Origin of the sequence: Terrimonas ferruginea DSM 30193 (assembly GCF_000425585.1) — a bacterium.
GTDB classification, from domain to species: domain Bacteria; phylum Bacteroidota; class Bacteroidia; order Chitinophagales; family Chitinophagaceae; genus Terrimonas; species Terrimonas ferruginea.
The window spans coordinates 78448-97799 of the sequence record NZ_AUDS01000015.1 but is presented as its reverse complement, the minus strand read 5'-3'; the positions used below and the strand labels follow the sequence as shown (position 1 = coordinate 97799).

Annotated in this window: 17 protein-coding genes; 7 read left to right on the top strand and 10 right to left on the bottom strand. The window is 48.6% G+C overall.

What is annotated here, in order from left to right; genetic code table 11:
* Positions 1-23: 23 nt before the first annotated feature.
* On the top strand, positions 24-623 hold the full coding sequence (locus tag H608_RS21450) for a hypothetical protein (RefSeq protein ID WP_051268083.1): 600 nt from the start codon (positions 24-26) through the stop codon (positions 621-623).
* 16 nt (positions 624-639) lie between these two features.
* Here the strand turns inward: H608_RS21450 and H608_RS24330 are convergent, their stop codons facing one another.
* The 7 genes from H608_RS24330 to H608_RS0105795 form a co-directional block, all read right to left on the bottom strand.
* Positions 640-834, bottom strand: coding sequence for a hypothetical protein (locus tag H608_RS24330; RefSeq protein ID WP_155990067.1), 195 nt, complete (start codon positions 832-834; stop codon positions 640-642).
* A 94-nt stretch (positions 835-928) separates the two neighbouring features.
* Entirely contained in the window at positions 929-1429 is a 501-nt protein-coding gene (locus tag H608_RS0105825) for a DUF892 family protein (RefSeq protein WP_028786848.1), read from the bottom strand.
* A gap of 94 nt (positions 1430-1523) precedes the next feature.
* Positions 1524-2414 (bottom strand): SMP-30/gluconolactonase/LRE family protein, encoded by an 891-nt coding sequence (locus H608_RS21445; protein WP_051268082.1) that lies wholly within the window; start codon positions 2412-2414, stop codon positions 1524-1526.
* 170 nt (positions 2415-2584) lie between these two features.
* Positions 2585-4081, bottom strand: a complete 1497-nt coding sequence (locus tag H608_RS0105810; protein WP_028786847.1) for an alpha-amylase — start codon at positions 4079-4081, stop codon at positions 2585-2587.
* Positions 4082-4085: 4 nt separating this feature from the next.
* On the bottom strand, positions 4086-4937 hold the full coding sequence (locus H608_RS21440; RefSeq protein WP_071836917.1) for a mechanosensitive ion channel family protein: 852 nt from the start codon (positions 4935-4937) through the stop codon (positions 4086-4088).
* Positions 4938-4948: 11 nt separating this feature from the next.
* Positions 4949-5941, bottom strand: coding sequence for a Gfo/Idh/MocA family protein (locus H608_RS0105800; protein WP_028786846.1), 993 nt, complete (start codon positions 5939-5941; stop codon positions 4949-4951).
* A gap of 138 nt (positions 5942-6079) precedes the next feature.
* Positions 6080-7519 (bottom strand): gluconokinase, encoded by a 1440-nt coding sequence (locus H608_RS0105795; protein WP_028786845.1) that lies wholly within the window; start codon positions 7517-7519, stop codon positions 6080-6082.
* Positions 7520-7623: 104 nt separating this feature from the next.
* On the opposite strand from H608_RS0105795, the gene H608_RS0105790 reads away from it, so the two are divergent.
* From H608_RS0105790 to uxuA, 3 genes are all read left to right on the top strand, one after another.
* On the top strand, positions 7624-8916 hold the full coding sequence (locus tag H608_RS0105790) for an alpha-amylase family glycosyl hydrolase (protein ID WP_028786844.1): 1293 nt from the start codon (positions 7624-7626) through the stop codon (positions 8914-8916).
* A 71-nt stretch (positions 8917-8987) separates the two neighbouring features.
* Positions 8988-9809 carry an SDR family oxidoreductase gene (locus H608_RS0105785; protein ID WP_028786843.1) on the top strand — a complete coding sequence of 274 codons (822 nt, stop codon included), beginning with the start codon at positions 8988-8990 and terminating at the stop codon, positions 9807-9809.
* Positions 9810-9820: 11 nt separating this feature from the next.
* Entirely contained in the window at positions 9821-10993 is a 1173-nt protein-coding gene (uxuA, locus tag H608_RS0105780; RefSeq protein ID WP_028786842.1) for a mannonate dehydratase, read from the top strand.
* Between the two features lie 284 nt (positions 10994-11277).
* Here the strand turns inward: uxuA and H608_RS0105775 are convergent, their stop codons facing one another.
* A complete protein-coding gene (locus H608_RS0105775) occupies positions 11278-12054 on the bottom strand; it encodes a class I SAM-dependent methyltransferase (RefSeq protein ID WP_071836916.1) in 777 nt (258 codons plus the stop codon).
* A 227-nt stretch (positions 12055-12281) separates the two neighbouring features.
* Here H608_RS0105775 and H608_RS0105770 point away from each other — a divergent pair, with 227 nt between their 5' ends.
* The 3 genes from H608_RS0105770 (at position 12282) to H608_RS21435 (ending at position 16687) form a co-directional block, all read left to right on the top strand.
* Positions 12282-13916 (top strand): ArnT family glycosyltransferase, encoded by a 1635-nt coding sequence (locus H608_RS0105770; protein WP_162142845.1) that lies wholly within the window; start codon positions 12282-12284, stop codon positions 13914-13916.
* 77 nt (positions 13917-13993) lie between these two features.
* A complete protein-coding gene (locus H608_RS0105765; RefSeq protein ID WP_028786839.1) occupies positions 13994-14968 on the top strand; it encodes a glycosyltransferase family 2 protein in 975 nt (324 codons plus the stop codon).
* A gap of 18 nt (positions 14969-14986) precedes the next feature.
* The gene (locus H608_RS21435; protein ID WP_051268079.1) at positions 14987-16687 is read left to right on the top strand and encodes a glycosyltransferase family 39 protein; all 1701 of its coding nucleotides are present in this window, start codon (positions 14987-14989) and stop codon (positions 16685-16687) included.
* On the opposite strand, the gene H608_RS0105755 is transcribed toward H608_RS21435, so the two are convergent.
* Positions 16674-17564 carry a lysylphosphatidylglycerol synthase transmembrane domain-containing protein gene (locus tag H608_RS0105755; protein WP_028786838.1) on the bottom strand — a complete coding sequence of 297 codons (891 nt, stop codon included), beginning with the start codon at positions 17562-17564 and terminating at the stop codon, positions 16674-16676. The genes H608_RS21435 and H608_RS0105755 overlap by 14 nt on opposite strands.
* Before the next feature lie 15 nt (positions 17565-17579).
* Positions 17580-19289, bottom strand: a complete 1710-nt coding sequence (locus H608_RS0105750) for an ArnT family glycosyltransferase (protein WP_162142844.1) — start codon at positions 19287-19289, stop codon at positions 17580-17582.
* Positions 19290-19352 lie beyond the last annotated feature (63 nt).

Here is a 19352-nt window from a genome sequence, read left to right as displayed (position 1 = left end):
AGAACCAAACATTCATTCTCATCATGAAGATTCCAGTTCAGTACAAAGGAAGCAGTTCCGATACCGAATTCAGCATACGTTGCCAGTCAGTGGCAGAAGCCGCTAAACTATACGCCGTTGCGCGTGGCAAACTTCTCAATGTCAATCTATGGGAACAATATGCCGGAGGCGGCGCCATCTTTCGGCTGCACGATACCGACGGTCACCGGTATCCCGGTAATGCGCGCAAACATCTTTATATAGCTATTGATATACCGGCTACACCCGGCCCCGAAGCCGGACAGGGACAGGAATGGGTAAAGATTGAATCAATCGATACACAGGAGGCGCCCGGTTATCAATACACCGTATTAACAGTACGACCCGTATCTCCGCATTTCATCAGCGGCGGTTCTACCGCGCATTTTTTCACCAGTGCCGCCACCAGTAGTTTTATCGTGTTACAGGAAAATAACAAGGTGATCGCACGCGTAAGCGGACGCAACGAAACGCCGAATACCGGCGCAAAAGCAATGCTGGATAAAATCCGGAATTTTGTATTGGGATTACTGGCCATGGCTGGAATGAACAAACCACAATGGCGAAAGCTGGTAAAAGGATTATTATCGACGGAGAAAGAGTGAAAATAGCCAAAGGCTATTACAGGCAATCAAAACGCTTCGCGTGAATATATCCCTCAGACTGCACGGGAATAACGGGAGGCTTCGACGATGGCGTCGGTACAGGAGGGGTAACCTGTTGGGCAGGTTTATTATTTTTGAGGACGTTCATCTGACGGCGCCGCCTGCGGGAGCCATCGGGTAAAACAAGCATCGGCACGTATTTCTTTTCCATAATCAAGGCTGTTAGATAAAACAAGCCGCCTAAATCATGCCGGATAACACACTATTAAAGAGCTGGTAAGAAAACCCGGGAAAATCCTGAGATATTAGTTTTTTGTCTCCCGCATCATTTCTTCAGCCATAGCATTCAACTTCATATCGAGTTCCTGCTCTTCCTGCCGGCTTGCCGTTAAGAGATCGGCAGCTTCAGTATAACCATACTTCCGGGAAATACGTGACAAATTACCATACCCGGCGATTTTGTAATGCAATAGCTGATGAGCAGTACCGATCAAAGCCAATTCACGGAAATGGGCATCATTATTTTTTTCCTGACGTAGTTTACTGATTTCCTGATCTATGTCTTCCAGCATCCCACAGGAGCCCTTCTCCATTGGTGTTTCGGTAATCTTGAATATATGTTCGAGCCGCGCCAGGTGATCGTTGGTAATGGTACGCGCATCCAGCAATAAAAGCGACAATTCGGCACTCATACAGGATTTGCGTAATTCGCCCAGTGTATGCGGCAGCAATTGTTCAGCAGAATACATATCCTTCAGTGTACGCTGAAACAACTGCATGATCGGAGAACCAGCAGCTGAAGTCATTGTAATAATTTTTTAATCCACTTATTATAGGGAAAATAGCGGGCCAGATTTCCCGCCCCGGAGGTGTTGCGCTGATTCCCCACTTTGTCAAACATTATTTACACAATGCGGGTAACAAAAGCTGGAAAACGGCAGAACGGGCGGTTATAAAAAATTGTTCCGCTACAGGACCTTTACAAATATTTGTCGGAGTTTCAGCCAACCCAATCAATGCAAGACGTTGCCCCGCAGGTGATAGCACCAATATTCCTTCATCCGTCGCGAATAATATATTGTCATTTACATCCACCACCATTCCATCCCCGTTTTGTTTTGCGAGTATACGCCGCTCCGTAATGCCGCCTTTCGGGGTAAGCGTATAGCGGTAAAATCGCGCTTCATCCGGATGATTACTACCGAGATACAGATATTTTTCATCGTTGGAAAAAGCGAGCCCATTCGGATATTTTAAGTCAGCCGAAAGCAGATCGATCTTCCCGTTGCGGTAGCAATAAAGTCCGCCAACCGGTTGAAAGTGTTCTTTGTGCAACACCTGCTCCTTGAGGCCATAAGGCGGATCGGTGAAGTAAATCACCCCATCAGACCGTACAGCGATATCATTGGGACTATTAAAAGGTTTTTGCTGAAAGTCACTGATCAGCGGCTCGGGATCATTCTCTCCATCCCAACTTGCAATGGCATGATTGCCATGCTGGCAAATCAGCAACTGTCCTGTTTTGTCGAAGGCCAATGCGTTGGAGCCCACCTGGTCCGACAACCATTCCTTTCCTTCTCCATTCCAGCCGCTTTTCTCGAGAAACACTTCCATCTCTCCGTCTTCGGTCATCCTGTAAATACGATTTGCGGGGGTGTCGCTGAACAGCAGGTAGCCCGAAGGATGCCAAACCGGCCCTTCGGTGAATTCGAATTTTTTGCCCAATTGTTTTACTTCGGCTCCCTCATAAGGAGCGCCTTTCTCTTCAAAAATGTCGGTCTTGATTTTCATAATTAAATATATTTTCAACGCCTTTGCCCCTGACGTAGCTTTGCATGAACCCTGCTGCTTTTCACTCAAAGCCGCAAAGAAATTAAGTCGCCAAGATCATTCACTTACTCACCATTGACGATTCACCATTCACCATTCACGATTGACGATTGACGATTCACGATTGACGATCACGGCTCCGTGAAAAAATGCAATGTCTCTTCCCGTACCCACACTGCTACGGCTCCGTCTCCCACATAAAACTCTGCCATTCCATGTTCGTCGATGGTAATCTTGCCGGCTTCGGGATTGCAGATATCGATAAATGTCTTGCCTGCATGCCGTTTCCCCACTTCCATTTTCTTATTTCCCGCCGATCCGTTGGTGATGACTACTGCACAGCCCGAATGTTCCCGGTCATCGACACCTTCGCGCGTCCAGCCGATCGTGTTTCCATGATCGAAATAATCACGTTGAAAACCGTAGGCCAGGTGGCAGCGTGTCCGCATCATTTTTTCCACGCAGGTAACACCCTGCAACTCGATGTAGATTTCCTTGTCGTCCTGGTAGTCTACATATTTCGCATCGTATAAGGCCGGATAAAAAACACAGGGAATACCCTGTTCGCGTAGTAAGATGAGGGCATACGCATGCGGCTGAAACCATTGCTGTACGGGCATTTGCAGCGACTGCAAAGGCTGTGTGTCGTGATTATCGACAAAGGTTACGCTGCGCGCCGGATTGATGCCGAGCAAACTGTGATGGAGAATATTGCGCATATCATAGTCATTGCCCTGCTCGGAAGCTTCATGAAAATTCATATGAAGTGGCACGTCGAACAACTGCACGCGACCTTCGGTTACCTCAATATAATGATTGAGTTTTTCCGGATCGTTGCGCCAATATTCGGCTACGCAAAACAACTCTTTACCTGCCACACCGCGAACGTGATCCAGCCATTCATTGTAAAAAGTATAAGGCATATGTTTCACCGCATCCAGCCGGAATCCATCAACATTGGTGGTTTTCAAATACCACTCACCCCAATGTTTTAATTCCTCCCGTACATAAGGATTGCGGAATTCGATATCGGCGCCCATCAGATAATCATAGTTTCCTTTTTCATCTTCGAGCATCTCGTCCCACTCGCCGTGTGTATGTTCATTAAGAATGACAAAAATGCTGTCTGCCGAAGTATCTACACCGGTGAAACAATTTTTATCCCATTTAAAAGAAGAGTATTTATCTCCCCTGCCGGGAAAGGTATATTTCGTATGCGCATCGATATCATGAGGTTCACCGATCTTTTCCATACGATTTTCGGGATCTACCTGTTGCACCCGTACTTTCTCGGTTTCGTCACCACCATGCATGTGGTTCAATACCACGTCTGCCAATACCTGGATGCCGTTTTCATGAAAGGCTTTGATAGCCTCGAGGTATTCATCCTTTGTGCCATAACGTGTACGGACTGTTCCTTTCTGATCGAATTCCCCCAGGTCATAGATATCGTATACAGCATATCCCGGGTCATTTTGTCCCTGGGCCGATTTAAAGGCAGGTGGCAGCCACACGTGCGTTACCCCAAGTGATGCCAGGTGCGGCGCTTTTTCGCGGGCATGTTGCCAGAGATTTCCTTCGGGAGAATAATACCAGTGGAAGAACTGGAATAAGGTTATGTTTTGCATAATATCAGTTGGTAGCCTGTTGATTTAATTGTTGTAGGGACATGGGAACCATCAGAGAAATTTCTTTCTCTTTCAGGTGGTCCATGATATGAAAAATAGCATCGTGCCGGGCGACCATATAACCAGGCGGCGCATGATTATCTATCCAATACCATACCGCCACCTTTATTGCGTTTTCCCTGAAGTCGTTGAAATAAATCTCGGGATCGCGGCCCGGAAACAAATAATGAAGTTTGGCCATTGCCTTCATTATCGCTTCCCGGAAAGCACGCAGATCAGTGGCCGAATCGATGAAAAACTCAAGTTCGATACGCCGTTCACGCGTCAGCGAATAATTGATCAACGGTTTCTGTATGATATCGCGGTTGGGAATCATGAGGTGCAGTCCGGAAAAGGTACGGATAGTAGTCGAACGCAACTGGATATCTTCCACATTACCGATAAAATCGTTGGTTTTGATCGTATGCCCGATATCGAACGGTTTCTTGATGGCGATATAAACACCGGATATAAAGTTGGAGGTAATATCCTGAAAGGCAAACCCGAGAATGATACCAATGATGCCTGCACCAGCCAGTAAAGACGAAACGGCTTTGTTTAATTGCAGAATATCGAGTGCAATAAACAAACCTGTCAGCAGCACCGCCAATTGTACGATCACCGCAAACAACCGCGCGACCGACGATTTTCCTGAGAAACGCTGTACCAGCCTGAATACACCTCTTCTTACCAGCCGGCCACAGCCCACCGCTACCAAAAAGATCAGCAGCGCCAGCAATATTTCCGGTAACATGTCCATAAATGAACGCCACCAGGAAACCGTCTTGTTATAAAACACATCGGTCCAGTGTTCCATCTCTTCTGTTTTTATTCATACATGTCATAGGTCACTTTTATCTGACGGCGTACTTCGTCCATTACTTCGAGCAGCATCAAACTGAATGCATGCGGCATTTGTTCACTTTCGTTTTTTCCCGCATGCAGGCAACGAAGCACTTCGCTTGTCTCATAGTGAAGCCCATGTCCCTCCCAGCTGCACGGATAAACTATTTTCCCTTGTCCATATACTTCTACTTCAATACCCGTGGCCTTTTCATACCAGGGATCCAGGATTTTGATCACGCCCTTCTCTCCTGTTATTTCAGCGGGCAGATCCGTATTGGCACGCAGCGAAGACTCCAGCACGGCATGTTGTCCGCTGCGGTAATGCAGCAGCATAGAACATTCTTCATCGATACCTTCTTCCGTCAACGTACCGATCGCTTTAATGGTATCGGGTTTACCGAATAGTAACAAAGACAGGAAAACCGGGTAAATGCCCAGATCAAGCAGCGAACCGCCGCCGAGTTCCGGATCGAAATAACGATTGTCGGGATCGCGGGGAGCTTTGTACCGCATCGACGCTTTTACCGTCGTTATTTTACCGATCACACCATCATTGATCAGTTCCAGTACCCTGGTGATGCTGGGCAGGAAGCGGATCCACATCCCTTCCATCAGGAAACGGCCTTTTTCTTTGGAAAGCTGCACCAGTTGCGTGCACTGTTCGCGATTGATGGTCATTGGTTTTTCGCAAAGCACATGTATGCCTTTTTCCAGGAATGCCATTGCCTGCGCGTGATGCAACGTATGCGGACTGGCCACATAGGCAACGTCGGCTTTTACATGGAGCAGCAGTTCATCCATGTCGGTATAGTAAGCCGGTATTTGATGCTGCTCCGCAAATTCTTTGGTGCTTTCTTCTGAATGACCAAGCACGGCTACCACTTCCTGTGGCACGCCCGTCAATGACAGATCGCGGATGAAACTGTGCGCGATGCTGCCCGTTCCGCTGATGATCCATTTAACCGGTTGATGCATATTTTTTTTATTTGTCAAAGGAGTTTTCTTCCATTAACATGCCACAGATGCCAGCATCTGCCTATTGTAGCAACGACAATACATTCGTCGTCTTCTGGCTTTATGAACAATTTGTGTTGGGGAAATAAATACACAAGATCAGGTTACATTCCGGAGCGCGAGGTAACGCGCGTAACCATCGGCATAAACACCGTGGCGACTTTCATCCGGATGAATGATCTTTTCATCGAGGATAAAACTGGCAGCTTCGTCCCAACTGCCGCGCAACCCGAGTGCATACAGTGCGGTAAAAATAGCGCCCATCGCTGATGCTTCAGGATTGGAAGGGACATTTACCCGCAGGCCGGTGATATCAGCCAGCAGCTGCACCCATTCGGCCGACTGAGTAAATCCACCCGAGGCGATCAGTTCAGTAACCACGTATTCATTGCTGCGCAATGCCTGCGATACTTCATGTAATCCATAACAAATACCTTCTACTATCGCGCGAACAAAATGTGCCCGGGTGTGATAAGCACGGAGGCCGGCAAAACTGCCGCTGATCTTTGCATCCCATACGGGAAATCTTTCTCCCTGCAGATAAGGTACGCAAAGCAAGCCGTCGCTGCCCGGAGCAATTGATTCGATTTCTTTTAATAAATCTTCAACCGGTTTATCGAATAAACCCGACAACCATTCGATGGCCAGGCCGCCATTGTTGATTGCACCTCCGGTAATCCAGGTATTTTCATCGAGCAGGTAAAAAAACAGTTGCCCCTTGCGGTCTGGCTTGTATCCTTCATGCAGCAGCCGTAATGCACCGCTGGTGCCGATCGTAACGGCTGCGCGGCCTTTGCCTACAGCGCCTGCACCAAGGTTCGCCATGGCGCCATCACTGCCGCCGATGATCAGTTTTACAGGTTCATTGTTGACGGACAGAAGAAGTTTATCGCCGGTGCATATATAAGTAACAGGTACAGGCTCGGCCAATCGTTCGGCTTTAATGCCTGCGAGTTCCAGCGCTTCAGGATCCCATTGCAGACGCTGCGAGTCGAACAAGCCCGTTGCTGAAGCCATGGAATAATCGACAAGCCAGTCACCAGTGAGATGATAAAAAAGAAATTCCTTGAAAGAGACAAAACGCGCGGCACGTTCAAAAAGCGCCGGTTCATTTTCACGGAACCAGATCAGTTTGCACAGGGGCGACATCGGGTGCAGCGGCGTGCCGGTTCGATGATACAGTTGCTCAACCGAAACGGTATTTTTCAACTCATCGGCCTGAGCGGTGCTGCGTATATCTGCCCATGTCAGCATCGGTGTAAGCGCACGTCCGTATTCGTCCGTTAGCAATAAACTGTGCATGGCCGTGCTGAAAGAAATAGCCAGCACCTGGTGCGTTTTTGCCGCTTCATCGAGCGCTATGTTGCAAAGATCGATAACGTCGCGGAAAATTTCTTCCGGTGACTGTTCATGAAACCCGGCAACAGGTTGCGAAGTGGTTACGGATCTTTTTAGCACGGAAAGCGTTTTTCCCGACGTGGTTGCCGTTACAACTTTTATATGTGTGGTACCGATATCCGCTCCCAGTATAACATCCATATTTATTATTACACAAAAAATGTACCCCGCGCAAAGTGGAATTATTACCCCCGGCCGACTGGCTGGTTTTTTGCGGTTTACTGCCTGACAACAAACCTCGATCTATGAGCACTGCATTTCCCATTGTATCCTGGGGCAACGGCACCAATATATATGAAGTCAATATCCGGCAATATACCCACGAAGGTACTTTTCGTGCCTTCATCGAACACATTCCCAGATTGTGCCGCATGAACGTGGAAATTCTCTGGCTGATGCCGGTAACACCGATCAGTGTAGAAAAAAGACAGGGCTCCTGGGGCAGTTATTACGCAGCCAGTTCCTACACCGATATTGATCCGCTCTATGGTTCTGCAGACGATTTCCGCGAACTGATCCGCAGTGCGCATGCCTGCGGCATGAAAGTAATCATCGATTGGGTAGCGAACCATACCGGCTATGATCATCAATGGACCATGCAATATCCCGACTGGTACCGAAAAGACGACGCAGGTAATTTTACCGGCCTCTACGGTTGGGTCGATGTGATCGACCTGAATTATGAAGTACCCGAACTCCGCCGCGAGATGATACGTGCCATGCAACATTGGATCCGCGAGTATGATATCGACGGTTTCCGTTGCGATATGGCACGCACCGTACCCCTTGATTTTTGGGTAGAAGCAAGGGCAGAATGCGATACTTTAAAAGAATTGTTCTGGCTGGCAGAATGTGAAATCCTCGAATACCACGAAGCCTTTGATGCCACCTACGGATGGGAGGCCATGCGCGCCGCCGATAAATACATGGCAGGTGAAGAAGGCGCCACACTCGCCAACGTGATACAGCTATTGGGTAACTATACCCGCTACCCGGTCGGCTCAAGAAAATTATTGTTTACCTCCAACCATGATGAGAACACGTACCACGGTACCGAGTATGAAAAATACGGAACCGCCGCACTTGCATGGGCCGTGTTCTCCTGTACATGGCCCGGCATTCCGCTGATCTATTCCGGTCAGGAAAAACCCAATAAAAAACGGCTTGCTTTTTTTGAAAAAGACGAGATCGACTGGTCAGGAGAAATAGAACTGGAAAGTTTTTATACTACTTTGCTCGGTTTACGTAAACACAATCTTGCATTGGAAGAAAGTGCCTCGGTATTGATATTACCTTCAGGGCACAACGATGTATTGGCTTACCTGTGCCGGCGCCAGAAAGACAAAGTACTGGTGTTGCTCAATTTCAGCAAAGAACAGGCAACCTTTACCATCGATCATCCGGCTATTCCGGATACGTATACCGATCTGTTTACACAGGCAACAAGAGCCATTTCGCGCAAAGCGAGTTTCTCGCTCAACGCAGGAGAATACCTCGTTTATCATATCACACATCCGGAGAGCAATACAAACGTTTGAGGTCTTGTCGGGTTGATTTTTATAGTAAATTCGCCAACCCGGTTACCGGGCCATCAATCCAAGACAGACATATGAACGGAACGCCTTCTTTTTCCCTGGACAAAAAAGTAATTATTGTAACCGGTGCTACCGGCGTGCTTGGTGAAGCCTTTGTGGAATCGATCGCCGCCAGCGGTGGACGCGTGGTCCTGATCGGACGTAATACGCAAACAGGCGAAGAAAGAGCCGCACGCATCCGCGAAAAAGGTGGCGAAGCTTTTTTTGCCGCTGCCGATGTATTGGACAAAGAAGCGCTGATCAACATACGTGAAGAAGTACTGGCCAAATGGGGCAGCATCGATGGCCTGGTGAATGCGGCCGGAGGCAATTTACCGGAAGCCGTGATCGGGCCTGATGCAGATATTTTCGACATCAATATCGACGGATTGAAAAAAGCGTTCGACCTGAACTTATTCGGAACGCTGTTGCCCGTAAGTGTATTTGGACCAGCGCTGCAGCAATCCGGCAATGGCAGCATCGTGAACATTTCGTCGATGGCTGCGCAAACGGCCATCACGCGCGTACTTGGTTATTCAATGGCCAAAGCAGCCATCGATAACTACACAAGATTCATGTGTGTGGAAACGGCAAAGCGGTACGGTACGCGTTTACGGGTGAATGCCATTGCACCAGGCTTTTTCATCACCCATCAGAACAGGGCGCTGCTCACCAATCCTGATGGCAGTTATACCGCGCGTGGCGAAGCAGTGATCCGCAATACTCCCTTCAACCGGTTTGGAGCGCCGGAAGAACTGAACGGTGCATTGATTTGGTTATTGAGTGATGCATCGTCGTTTGTAAGCGGTGAAGTGATCTGCATCGATGGCGGCTTTCATATTTATTCAGGCGTTTAAACTTTTCCCCGATGTTATTAAAAGAAACCTGGCGCTGGTTCGGCCCCTCCGATCCTGTAACGCTTCCGCAAATAATGCAGACCGGTGCGGCCGGTATCGTAACCGCACTGCATCATATTCCGCACGGCGAGGTATGGCCGCTGGAAGAAATCATCAAAAGAAAAGAAACGGTAGAAGCGGCAGGATTCAGCTGGGACGTGGTAGAAAGTGTGACCATTCACGAATCGATCAAAACGAGATCGGGCAACTACCAGCAGTACATCGATCAATATAAACAGACGATCCGTAATCTCGCCAAGGCTGGCATACCCGTACTTACGTACAACTTCATGCCGGTAAACGACTGGACGCGTACCGATCTGGCCTATAAAATGCGCGACGGATCGCTGGCACTTTATTTTAACTGGTCGGACCTGGCGGTATTTGATATTTACCTGCTCAAACGCGCGAATGCGGAAGCAGCTTATCCGGACGCCATTGTGGAAGAAGCGGCACGTAAAATAAAAACATACACCCAGGCCCAACTTGACGAGCTCGCAGGCATCATCATGTTTGGCATACCGGGTGAAGAAAAGCAAACGATCGCACAGATGCGGGAGAAACTCGCCGTGTACAATGAAATCGATCATGCTGCTTTGCGGAGCAACCTGCAATATTTTTTACAGGAAATAGCTCCGGTGGCTGCAGAGGAAGGTATCCGTCTGGCGATCCATCCTGACGATCCTCCATTCGATATTCTTGGACTGCCGCGCATCGTGAGTACGGCATCCGACCTTGATTTTATATTGAATGCGGAAAAATCGGAAAGCAACGGTATTTGTTTTTGTACGGGATCGCTTGGCGCTAATCCGAAAAACAATTTGCCTGAGATGGCAAAAGCCGTTGGTAAAAAAATTCATTTCGTTCACCTGCGCAATACCCGCCGCGACGAAGCCGGCAATTTCTTCGAAGCCGATCACCTCGACGGCGACACCGATATGTACGCGACCATTAAAGAGATTTTAAAAATACAACAGGAGGTTCCGCATATCATTCCCTTCCGTCCCGATCACGGCCATCAGATGTTGGACGATATGGGCAAACAAAACAATCCGGGTTATTCGTGTATCGGTCGTATGAGAGGGCTGGCCGAATTGAGAGGACTGCAGTTGGGAATTTATGAAGGATTAAGGCATAAGGCCTAAGGTTATAGGCGTAAGGCCCGACACTTCGGGCCGAAGCTTCGGCCTAAGGTTAAAAACAGCCGTTATAAGTAATAAGTTTTAAGTTAAGAGCCTGGCTGTTTTATTCACCATTGACGATTCACTATTCACTATTCACCATTCACGATTCACCATTCACGATTCACGAAAAAAAAACAGCCTCCTGGAAAGGAAGCCGTGTATACACTAACTGCTTAATGAGAAAAACTTGCCGCAAAAGTAGCGGGCTTCAATGATGTGTGCTAATAATGCAGATGATGAAATTATTAAGCCTTCACCGGACCACCCCAATACAATCTCGTTTCATACTCCATTTTCACAAAGCCATTCTCGTTGTGCGCCACAAATAACTGCACAAGACTTGAGATCATCGTATCATAAGTGGAATAACCCGGCAACGGTGCCTGCGATGACGACAACAGCTGCCCCTTCAGTCCGTCGAAGTCCAGCCACTGCACATTCGGAAATGTCTGCAATTGCATTTCTTCCGGTTCGAAGAATGTTTCCAATATTTCCTTGTCCATTTCATTGTTCACCCGTCCCTCAATCGCAAAATCTACTTTCAACTCGTTGTAGGCCTGCAAAAACGGTGAATTGTTCATGCGGATATTCCAAGCCAGCACACGATGCCCGCCCGGACGAAGAATACGCGCAAATTCCTGTTTGGTCAGCACCGGATCCATCCAGTGAAAGGCCTGTGCTACGGTAATCAGGTCAACAGATGAATCCTCCAGGCCTGTTTCTTCGGCCGCATGCTGCAAACTCTGAAAACCGGGGTAATGCCCGAGTTTGCGCACACCTGCCTGCCGCATTTCCTCATTCGGCTCCACACAGGTCACATTATAACCTCTTTTTAATAGTTGCTCTGCAAATAATCCGGTTCCCGAACCAATATCGGCAATAGTTTGCCCGCTGTGAAGTCCCAACTTTTCCTCAAAAAAATCCACAACTGCGGAAGGATAAGAGGGACGATAACGTACGTAGTTCTCTACACGATTAGAAAAGCGGGTGGTAGGCTGGTTTAGCACGCTATACGTGTTCATAATAGTGATTGTTCTTTTTTCTGCCGTGTTTCCTCCGGCAAAGCTCTGTTTTTTAATCGACGGTTTGTATCATTCATCAAAACTTAACCTGTTTTTCAAGAATGATACCGGATTAATAAAGAGGCATATTACTTGTGCTATCTGGTCAACACCGCAGATGAACAAATCATTATCACTGCGATGAGTTCCGCAACGGTTATCAACGCTGTATTAGTTTTATGCGTAACATGAATATAGCTGTTCCTATTCGTACACTTTCGTACGCGTCCAGGGTATGGTTGCTTATCCTGGGCTTTTCCCTGCTTCGTTTTTTATTGGCCAGTATGATGGAACTCGGCAACGACGAAAGCTATTATTGGTTGTACAGCAAACAGTTGCAGTGGAATTATTTCGATCACCCCCCGCTCGTTGCCATTGGTATCCGCATCTTTACGTTTAATCTTTTGCTGGAGGAACAGGAACTATTTGTGCGCCTCAGCAGCATCGTCAGTTGTGCGCTTGCTTCCTGGTTTGTGTATAAAGCCGTAACGCAGATCAGCTCCCAGCGCGCAGGGTGGTTTGCCGTTATCCTTTACAATATTTCTTTTTACACCAGCCTCGTTGCCGGTGTACTGGTAATGCCCGATTCTCCACAACTACTGTGGTGGACTTTCTCCATGTGGATGCTGGCCCGCATCTGGACCAATGACCGCGACTGGAAAAGCTGGTTGTTATTGGGATTGGGTTCCGGGCTTTGCATCATGAGCAAGGTACACGGTATTTTTATCTGGACCGGCATTGGTATGTTTGCCGTCTTCTCCGGCAGAAAGTGGCTCCGGCTCCCGCAATTCTATGCCGCGGCACTCCTGGCTATCCTCATTGCCAGTCCGTTGCTGTTCTGGAATATTCATTATGATTTTATCACCTGGCGTTTTCATAGCGAACGCGTAGACATTGCGCACGCCGTGCAGCAGAAAGATGGATTCTGGACCGAACTGCTGGGACAGATACTCCTCAACAATCCCATCAATTTTGTACTGATGACGATGGCGGTGTATGCATCGTGGACGCAACGTGGCGCCACACACCCGGTGATCAAGCTCTACCACTATATAGGCGTGCCCATGGCCGCGGTCTTTTTGTTTATCTCTGTGTTCAGGGATATCTGGCCGCACTGGAGCGGGCCCGCTTATACGACCCTGATACCTGTAACCGCGATCTGGCTCGCAGCGCGCAGCCGCCAGGCTTTCCCGACTTCTCTGCGGATCGGCACGCTGCTCTTTGTACTTTTTACCATCAGTTGGCCATTGATCGTCGAATTTTATCCCGGCACCTTCGGCAGCAAGGAACGGTTTCAACAAGGAAAAGGTGATGTATCACTCGATCGTTATGGCTGGGAAGAGGCCGGCCAGCGCTTTGAGGCTTTTTATTTGGCGGAACAACGGTCGGGTAAAATGCCGCCCGGAACGCCCGTGGTCTGTTCCTCCTGGTGGGGCGCCCATTTTGAATACTATTTCTGTAATCCCGCCGGTATCCCGGTAATCGGGCTGGGACGGATCGCAGACCTGCATCAGTACAGCTGGCTCAATGCGACCCGGCTGCGGCAAACAAATCTCCGGCAAGCCTACTGCATTGTTGCCTCCATCGAATACGCCGAAAAAGAGCACCGGTTGTCTGATTATTATAATAAGGTAGAACTGGCGGAAACCATCCCCGTATACCGCAACGGGCAACTCGCGCAGCTCTTTTATGTTTACCGCCTGAGCGGATGGAAACAGGTTCCTTTCGAAGAGCCCGCCCCCGGTAAAACCTCCCGCTACGCGTCGGTTCCGGCTTCCTGCGGACCTGTGGCGATCGCTAAAACCCGGAAAATGTTGAAATAAGGCGCCAGCCTCCTAAATTTGCAACTGCATTGCCCAATGGCAGGCAAATCACCCCATTAGCGCCTGAAACTGTTTGTATGCCCGAATTATCACTCGTCATTACCGTTTTCAACGAAGAAGAAAATATCCGCCCGCTTTTAGCGAAGATCAGGGAAGACCTCGGCACCGCCGACTATGAAGTAATACTGGTCGATGACGGCTCTACCGACAAAACAGTGGCGCAGATCCGCGAACACATGGACGACCGCGTGCTACTGGTAGAGCTTCGCAAAAATTACGGGCAAAGCACCGCCATGATGGCCGGTATCGATCATACCTCGGGCAAATATGTAGCCCTGCTCGATGGCGACCTGCAAAACGACCCGTCGGATGTGCTGCCCATGCTAGAACTGCTCATCCGCGAAGATTGGGATGTGGTGGCCGGCAACCGCAAAAACAGGCAGGACGGTTTCATCCTGCGCAAATTTCCCAGCCGCATCGCCAACGCGCTGATCCGCCGCATGACCGGCGTTTACATCCGCGACTATGGTTGCACACTGAAAGTATTCAAACGCGAAATAGCCACGGAACTCGGTTTGTATGGCGAATTGCACCGTTTCATTCCCGTATTGGCCAAACTGCAGGGCGCACGCATCACACAGGTTGATGTAAAACACCACCCGCGCCAATTTGGAAAAAGTAAATACGGCATCAACAGAACCTTTAAGGTAATGTCGGATTTGTTGCTGATGGTGTTCTTCCGTAAATACATGCAAAAGCCGATGCACCTCTTCGGAACAATCGGATTTATCAGCTTCGGATTGGGTATTCTGATCAACCTGTACCTGTTCATACTGAAAATATTGGGTCACGAGATCGGCGGAAAGCCCATGCTCATACTGGGGTTGATCTTATTGCTGGGCGGCATTCAGATGATCACGATCGGGCTGATTGCAGAGATCAGCATGCGTACTTACTATGAATCGCAGCATAAGAAAACTTATGCTGTGCGCCATCTCTATACCGCACAGGGAAAGACCGGCCCGAAACCGGTTGCCGATACTGTTTTGTAAAAACCAGAAATATTTTCCATGACGAACCCGCTGCAACAAAAACGGGAATACCGTATCCTGTTTCTATTCATGGCAGGATGGTTCCTGGTCAATAGTCTGCAGGCTGCACTCTCCGGCATCGACGGAGACGAAGCCTATTACTGGATGCTGTCTCAGCACCTCGGCTTTGGTTATTTCGACCACCCTCCTTTTGTGACGCTGCTGATGCGCATGGGCGAAACGTTTGGTCATGGCCCTTTCTTCACGAGGCTGGGAACGGTATTGGTGACAACATTGAGTATCGGTATCATTTATGCAGGTTTACCGCAACGATTGAGGTCGGTGAAATGGTATCTCCCCTTATTTGCAGCAACGCTCATCTTTAACGTTTATAGTTTCATCGCCACGCCGGATGCTCCGCTTTTTTTCTTTACAGCCATCTTTTTTTATGCTTATGGAAAATACCTGCAGCGGGCTTCCACCGGGGCGATTCTGCTCACAGCACTGGCCATAGCAGGAATGTTTTACAGCAAGTATCACGGTATATTGCCGGTGTTCTTCGTGTTATTGTCCAACCTCCGTTTGCTGACGCGCGGATCATTCTGGATGATCGTGTTGCTGGTGATCCTTTTATTTCTGCCGCATCTTTACTGGCAATATTCGCACGACTGGCCGACTGTCCGCTTTCATTTGGTGGAAAGAGCCACGCATATTTATAAAATAAAATACACCACGGCTTATATTTCCGGGCAGTTGCTGATATGGGGACCATTGATTTCGCTGCTGTTTTACTTCAAGTTGTTCCGGTTGAAAAAAGAAGACCTGCTCGGTCGCGCTCATCAATTTACTTTCCTTGGCACGCTGGCTTTTTTTCTTTTTTCTTCCTTTAAAAATAATGTGCAGCCGCACTGGACCCTGGTTGGCGGTGTCTCGTTCGTTTATCTTTTTCTCCAGATACTGGACCGCGGTACCGACAAATTACGTCGCATCTTTTTACGCCTGGCTATCGCGAATATTATACTCATCGTTATTGCCAGAATTTTGTTTCTTATTCCCGGTTCACCGGTTGCGAAGATCAAACACTATAAACCTTTCTTCCAGGCAAAAGCCTGGGCAGATACCATCTATCATAAAGCTGGTTCAACGCCCGTGATCTTCCCGAACAGTTATGCCTTCCCTTCCCTGTACCGGTTTTATCATCCCGATGTGACCACGATCGGTTATAATACCAAGAGTTACCGCAAAACACATTACGACCTGATTGCCGCCGATCAGCAATTGAACAACAAAGAAGTCTGGATCTACCGCGACGGTGATACCAGCAGCGCCAATATTAACGTGGCATCAGCGTTCCGCCCGGGTACGCTTGAAAGAGTAGATAGCTTTATAGCCGTAAGTACATTGAAGTTGACCCCGCTGAATCTGCCCAAAGAAGCAAAAGCAGGCTCACGTATTTCAGTTACCATAGAGCTGGCAAACGAAAGCCGGCAGACATTCAGCAACCGCGATCAACATTTACAGTTTGACTATTCATTCTCGCGTTATTCTTATCAGTTTGAAAATTCGCCACAGAGCTTCACCATTGCGGATAGCATTATTACGCCGGGCTATCGCAAACAATTTACCATTGAAGTGCAGATTCCTTCAGATCCCGGCACGCACCGGTTCCTGTTGTCGGTTGTCAATGGAAGTTTGCAGGGAAATTTCGCCAGCCCTTATTATCCGGTCAGGGTTCAGTAACGACGGGCGTTTCGGTCGCGGCCGTTTTCTTTTCGGGTTGAAATAAAAATATGGCAGCGGAAAGCGAAAGGATTGCAGAAAGGCAATAGAAGCAAAGACTGATCGACACACATAAAGCTTCGTTCAGTCCGAGTTGACCGGCTACCCAGACAATAGCGACTTCCCTGGCGCCTAATCCGCCTACACTGAAGGGAAACAGGGTAGCCAGCGACGACACAAGAAAGCTGAACATATAAGGCAGGTACTCGTCGGTAACACCTAATGCACGCAGTATAAAGATCACCGCTACCAATTGGCAGCCCTGCACACCCAGCGCCAGCAAATGTGTGCGGATGAAACGCGCGCTGTGATCACGGAAGAAACGGCGCAACACCCAATAGTAAGCAGCCGTTCCTGCGAAGAAGGCAATGGTTGCATACAAAGCATACTCCCTGAAAACAGGCAATGTCAACCCCATCAGCACCAGCAAACCGCCAAGCGCCCACAATCCGGCCAACCGATCGAAAAATACGGCGCTGAACACTTCTTTCGCAGGACGATTGTGTTCACGTTTGACCTTGAGAATTTTATAACCGTCGCCGCCGATGCCACCGGGAAGAAACAAGTTGTAAAACATTCCCAGCAGGTAAAGCCGCACATTGTAACCAAGCGTGAGATTGAGCCGGATGTTTTTGAAAAAATTAAGCAGCCGGAAAGAAGAAATAACCTGTGATACAACAAATACCAGGAACGCAACCACCAGCCACCACACATTGGCTTTCTTCCAGAAAACCAGCAGTGCCTGGAGATCCACTTTTGTATACACAAGCCAGAGTGCCGCTACCGTAAAAGCGATCTTGAGGAATAACTTGAGATAAGATTTCAGGCGGCTGTTCATATTTTATCAACCCTTTCAGGGTTCAATTTTGACAAGATAATATTTTTCAAAAGTCTGCGGCCTCGTTTCCGGCTTCAGGAATTTCAGGCTCAGGCGCGTAACGCGGAAATGATCTCTTTCGATCACCTCCCCCACTTTCAGTCCGGACGCACGGATCGATTCCAGTCCGGGTGTACTGGTAAAATACCAACGTTCCTTATCCACCGAAGCGGGCAATGTACTGTCGATGGCGGTTAAATGTTTTGTATAAAAATCAAAGGTGAAACTATGCGCCTGGTAAAAACGCAGTTCGTCCAGCGGAATCTGCTGTTCTTTCGCTACTCTGGCCAGTTGCGTACCGCCCTGGTAGTTCATGATGGCAGGATAAAAGTTCCCCGATAATAAAATATTGACAAGCGCGGCAACGCCCACGCTCACAGATATTAGTTTCACCAGCGCAGGTCCGCGCAGGAAGCTCACACAGGCCAATAAGGCAACCGCTGCCAGCAAAGCGATCCACCAGTTGTGAAGCGGAAAGAACCAGCCATTTACCACCACGAGCAGCACCACCAGTAGTAAAGCGATGCCCGCCTGTATGCCCCATAATATCTTCAATGTTTTATCGCGGTTGCGTTCCGCCAGATTGAGCAGGCGCGCCGCCACGAGAATAGCAAAGAATGGAAACAGGATATTGAGATAATGTGGCAACTGGAATTTTGACAGGGAAATCAATATAAAGATGAGGATGCAGGTGGCCGTCGTTAATCCTTCCTGTCCTTTTATATAGCGGAAGCCTGTTTGAATCAGTTCCTTCAGCCGCGCGCCTGCCGCATAATACGCCAATATCGACCAGGGCAGGAATGCCCACAGCATGGTGTGCAGGTAAAAGAAATAATCACGTTTGCCCCCACCCCAGCTTTTCCCATCGAGGCGTTCGATGTTTTGTCCCCAGAGAATGAATTTGATACCGGAGATATTGGTCATACCGCGGATCACTTTTTCAGGATGGCGGTCGAATTGCAGGTAGTAACAGTACACAACAGGCAGCATGAATACCGCGGTCATCAGTGCCACGAGTAGCCAGCGCGGATGAAAGATTTGTCTGAAGGCACGTTGGTAGAGCAGGTAAAAGAAAATCGCAACGCCCGGCATTACGATACCAACCAGTCCTTTGGTGGAAAAGCCCAGCGCCATGAACAAGGCGGCGAGAACGGGGTGATACCATTTACGGCTGTGTACTGTTTCCAACAATTGCCATACGGCCAGGATCATGCAGCTCGTCAGGATAGCGTCCATCCTTACATCCATGCAGGCGAGGATAAACGCCTGTGCCGATCCGAGTATCAGTGCCGCCAGCCGGCCGGTGTCGCGGTTGTACAAACGCGTACCGAGACGATAAGTAGCCCAGATGCCTGCAAGCGAAAAAAGCAATGAAGGAATTTTATAGGCCACGGTGGTCACACCGAACACATAATAACTCAATGCGGACAACCAGAAAAGTAAATGCGGCTTGTCGAGGTAATCACGTCCTTTGTCTACCAGGTCTACGAAATTGTCGTGCTGGTACATATGCAGCGCTATATTGGCATGATGCGCCGCATCGCTGTCCATCAACGGCACAAAGAGACCGATCACGTACGCCACCGCCAGCAATCCCCACAAAACGGTATAACGGGAAGAAGACAAAGAAGTAGTTGGCATAAGCTGTAAAAACTGATGATCCCGGGCAGTGCGGGAAAGCTGCAAGGTAGTACAAATTTGAAAAGTGCATGCCATTGCCTTATCCGTTACGACCATTGGCAAACCCGG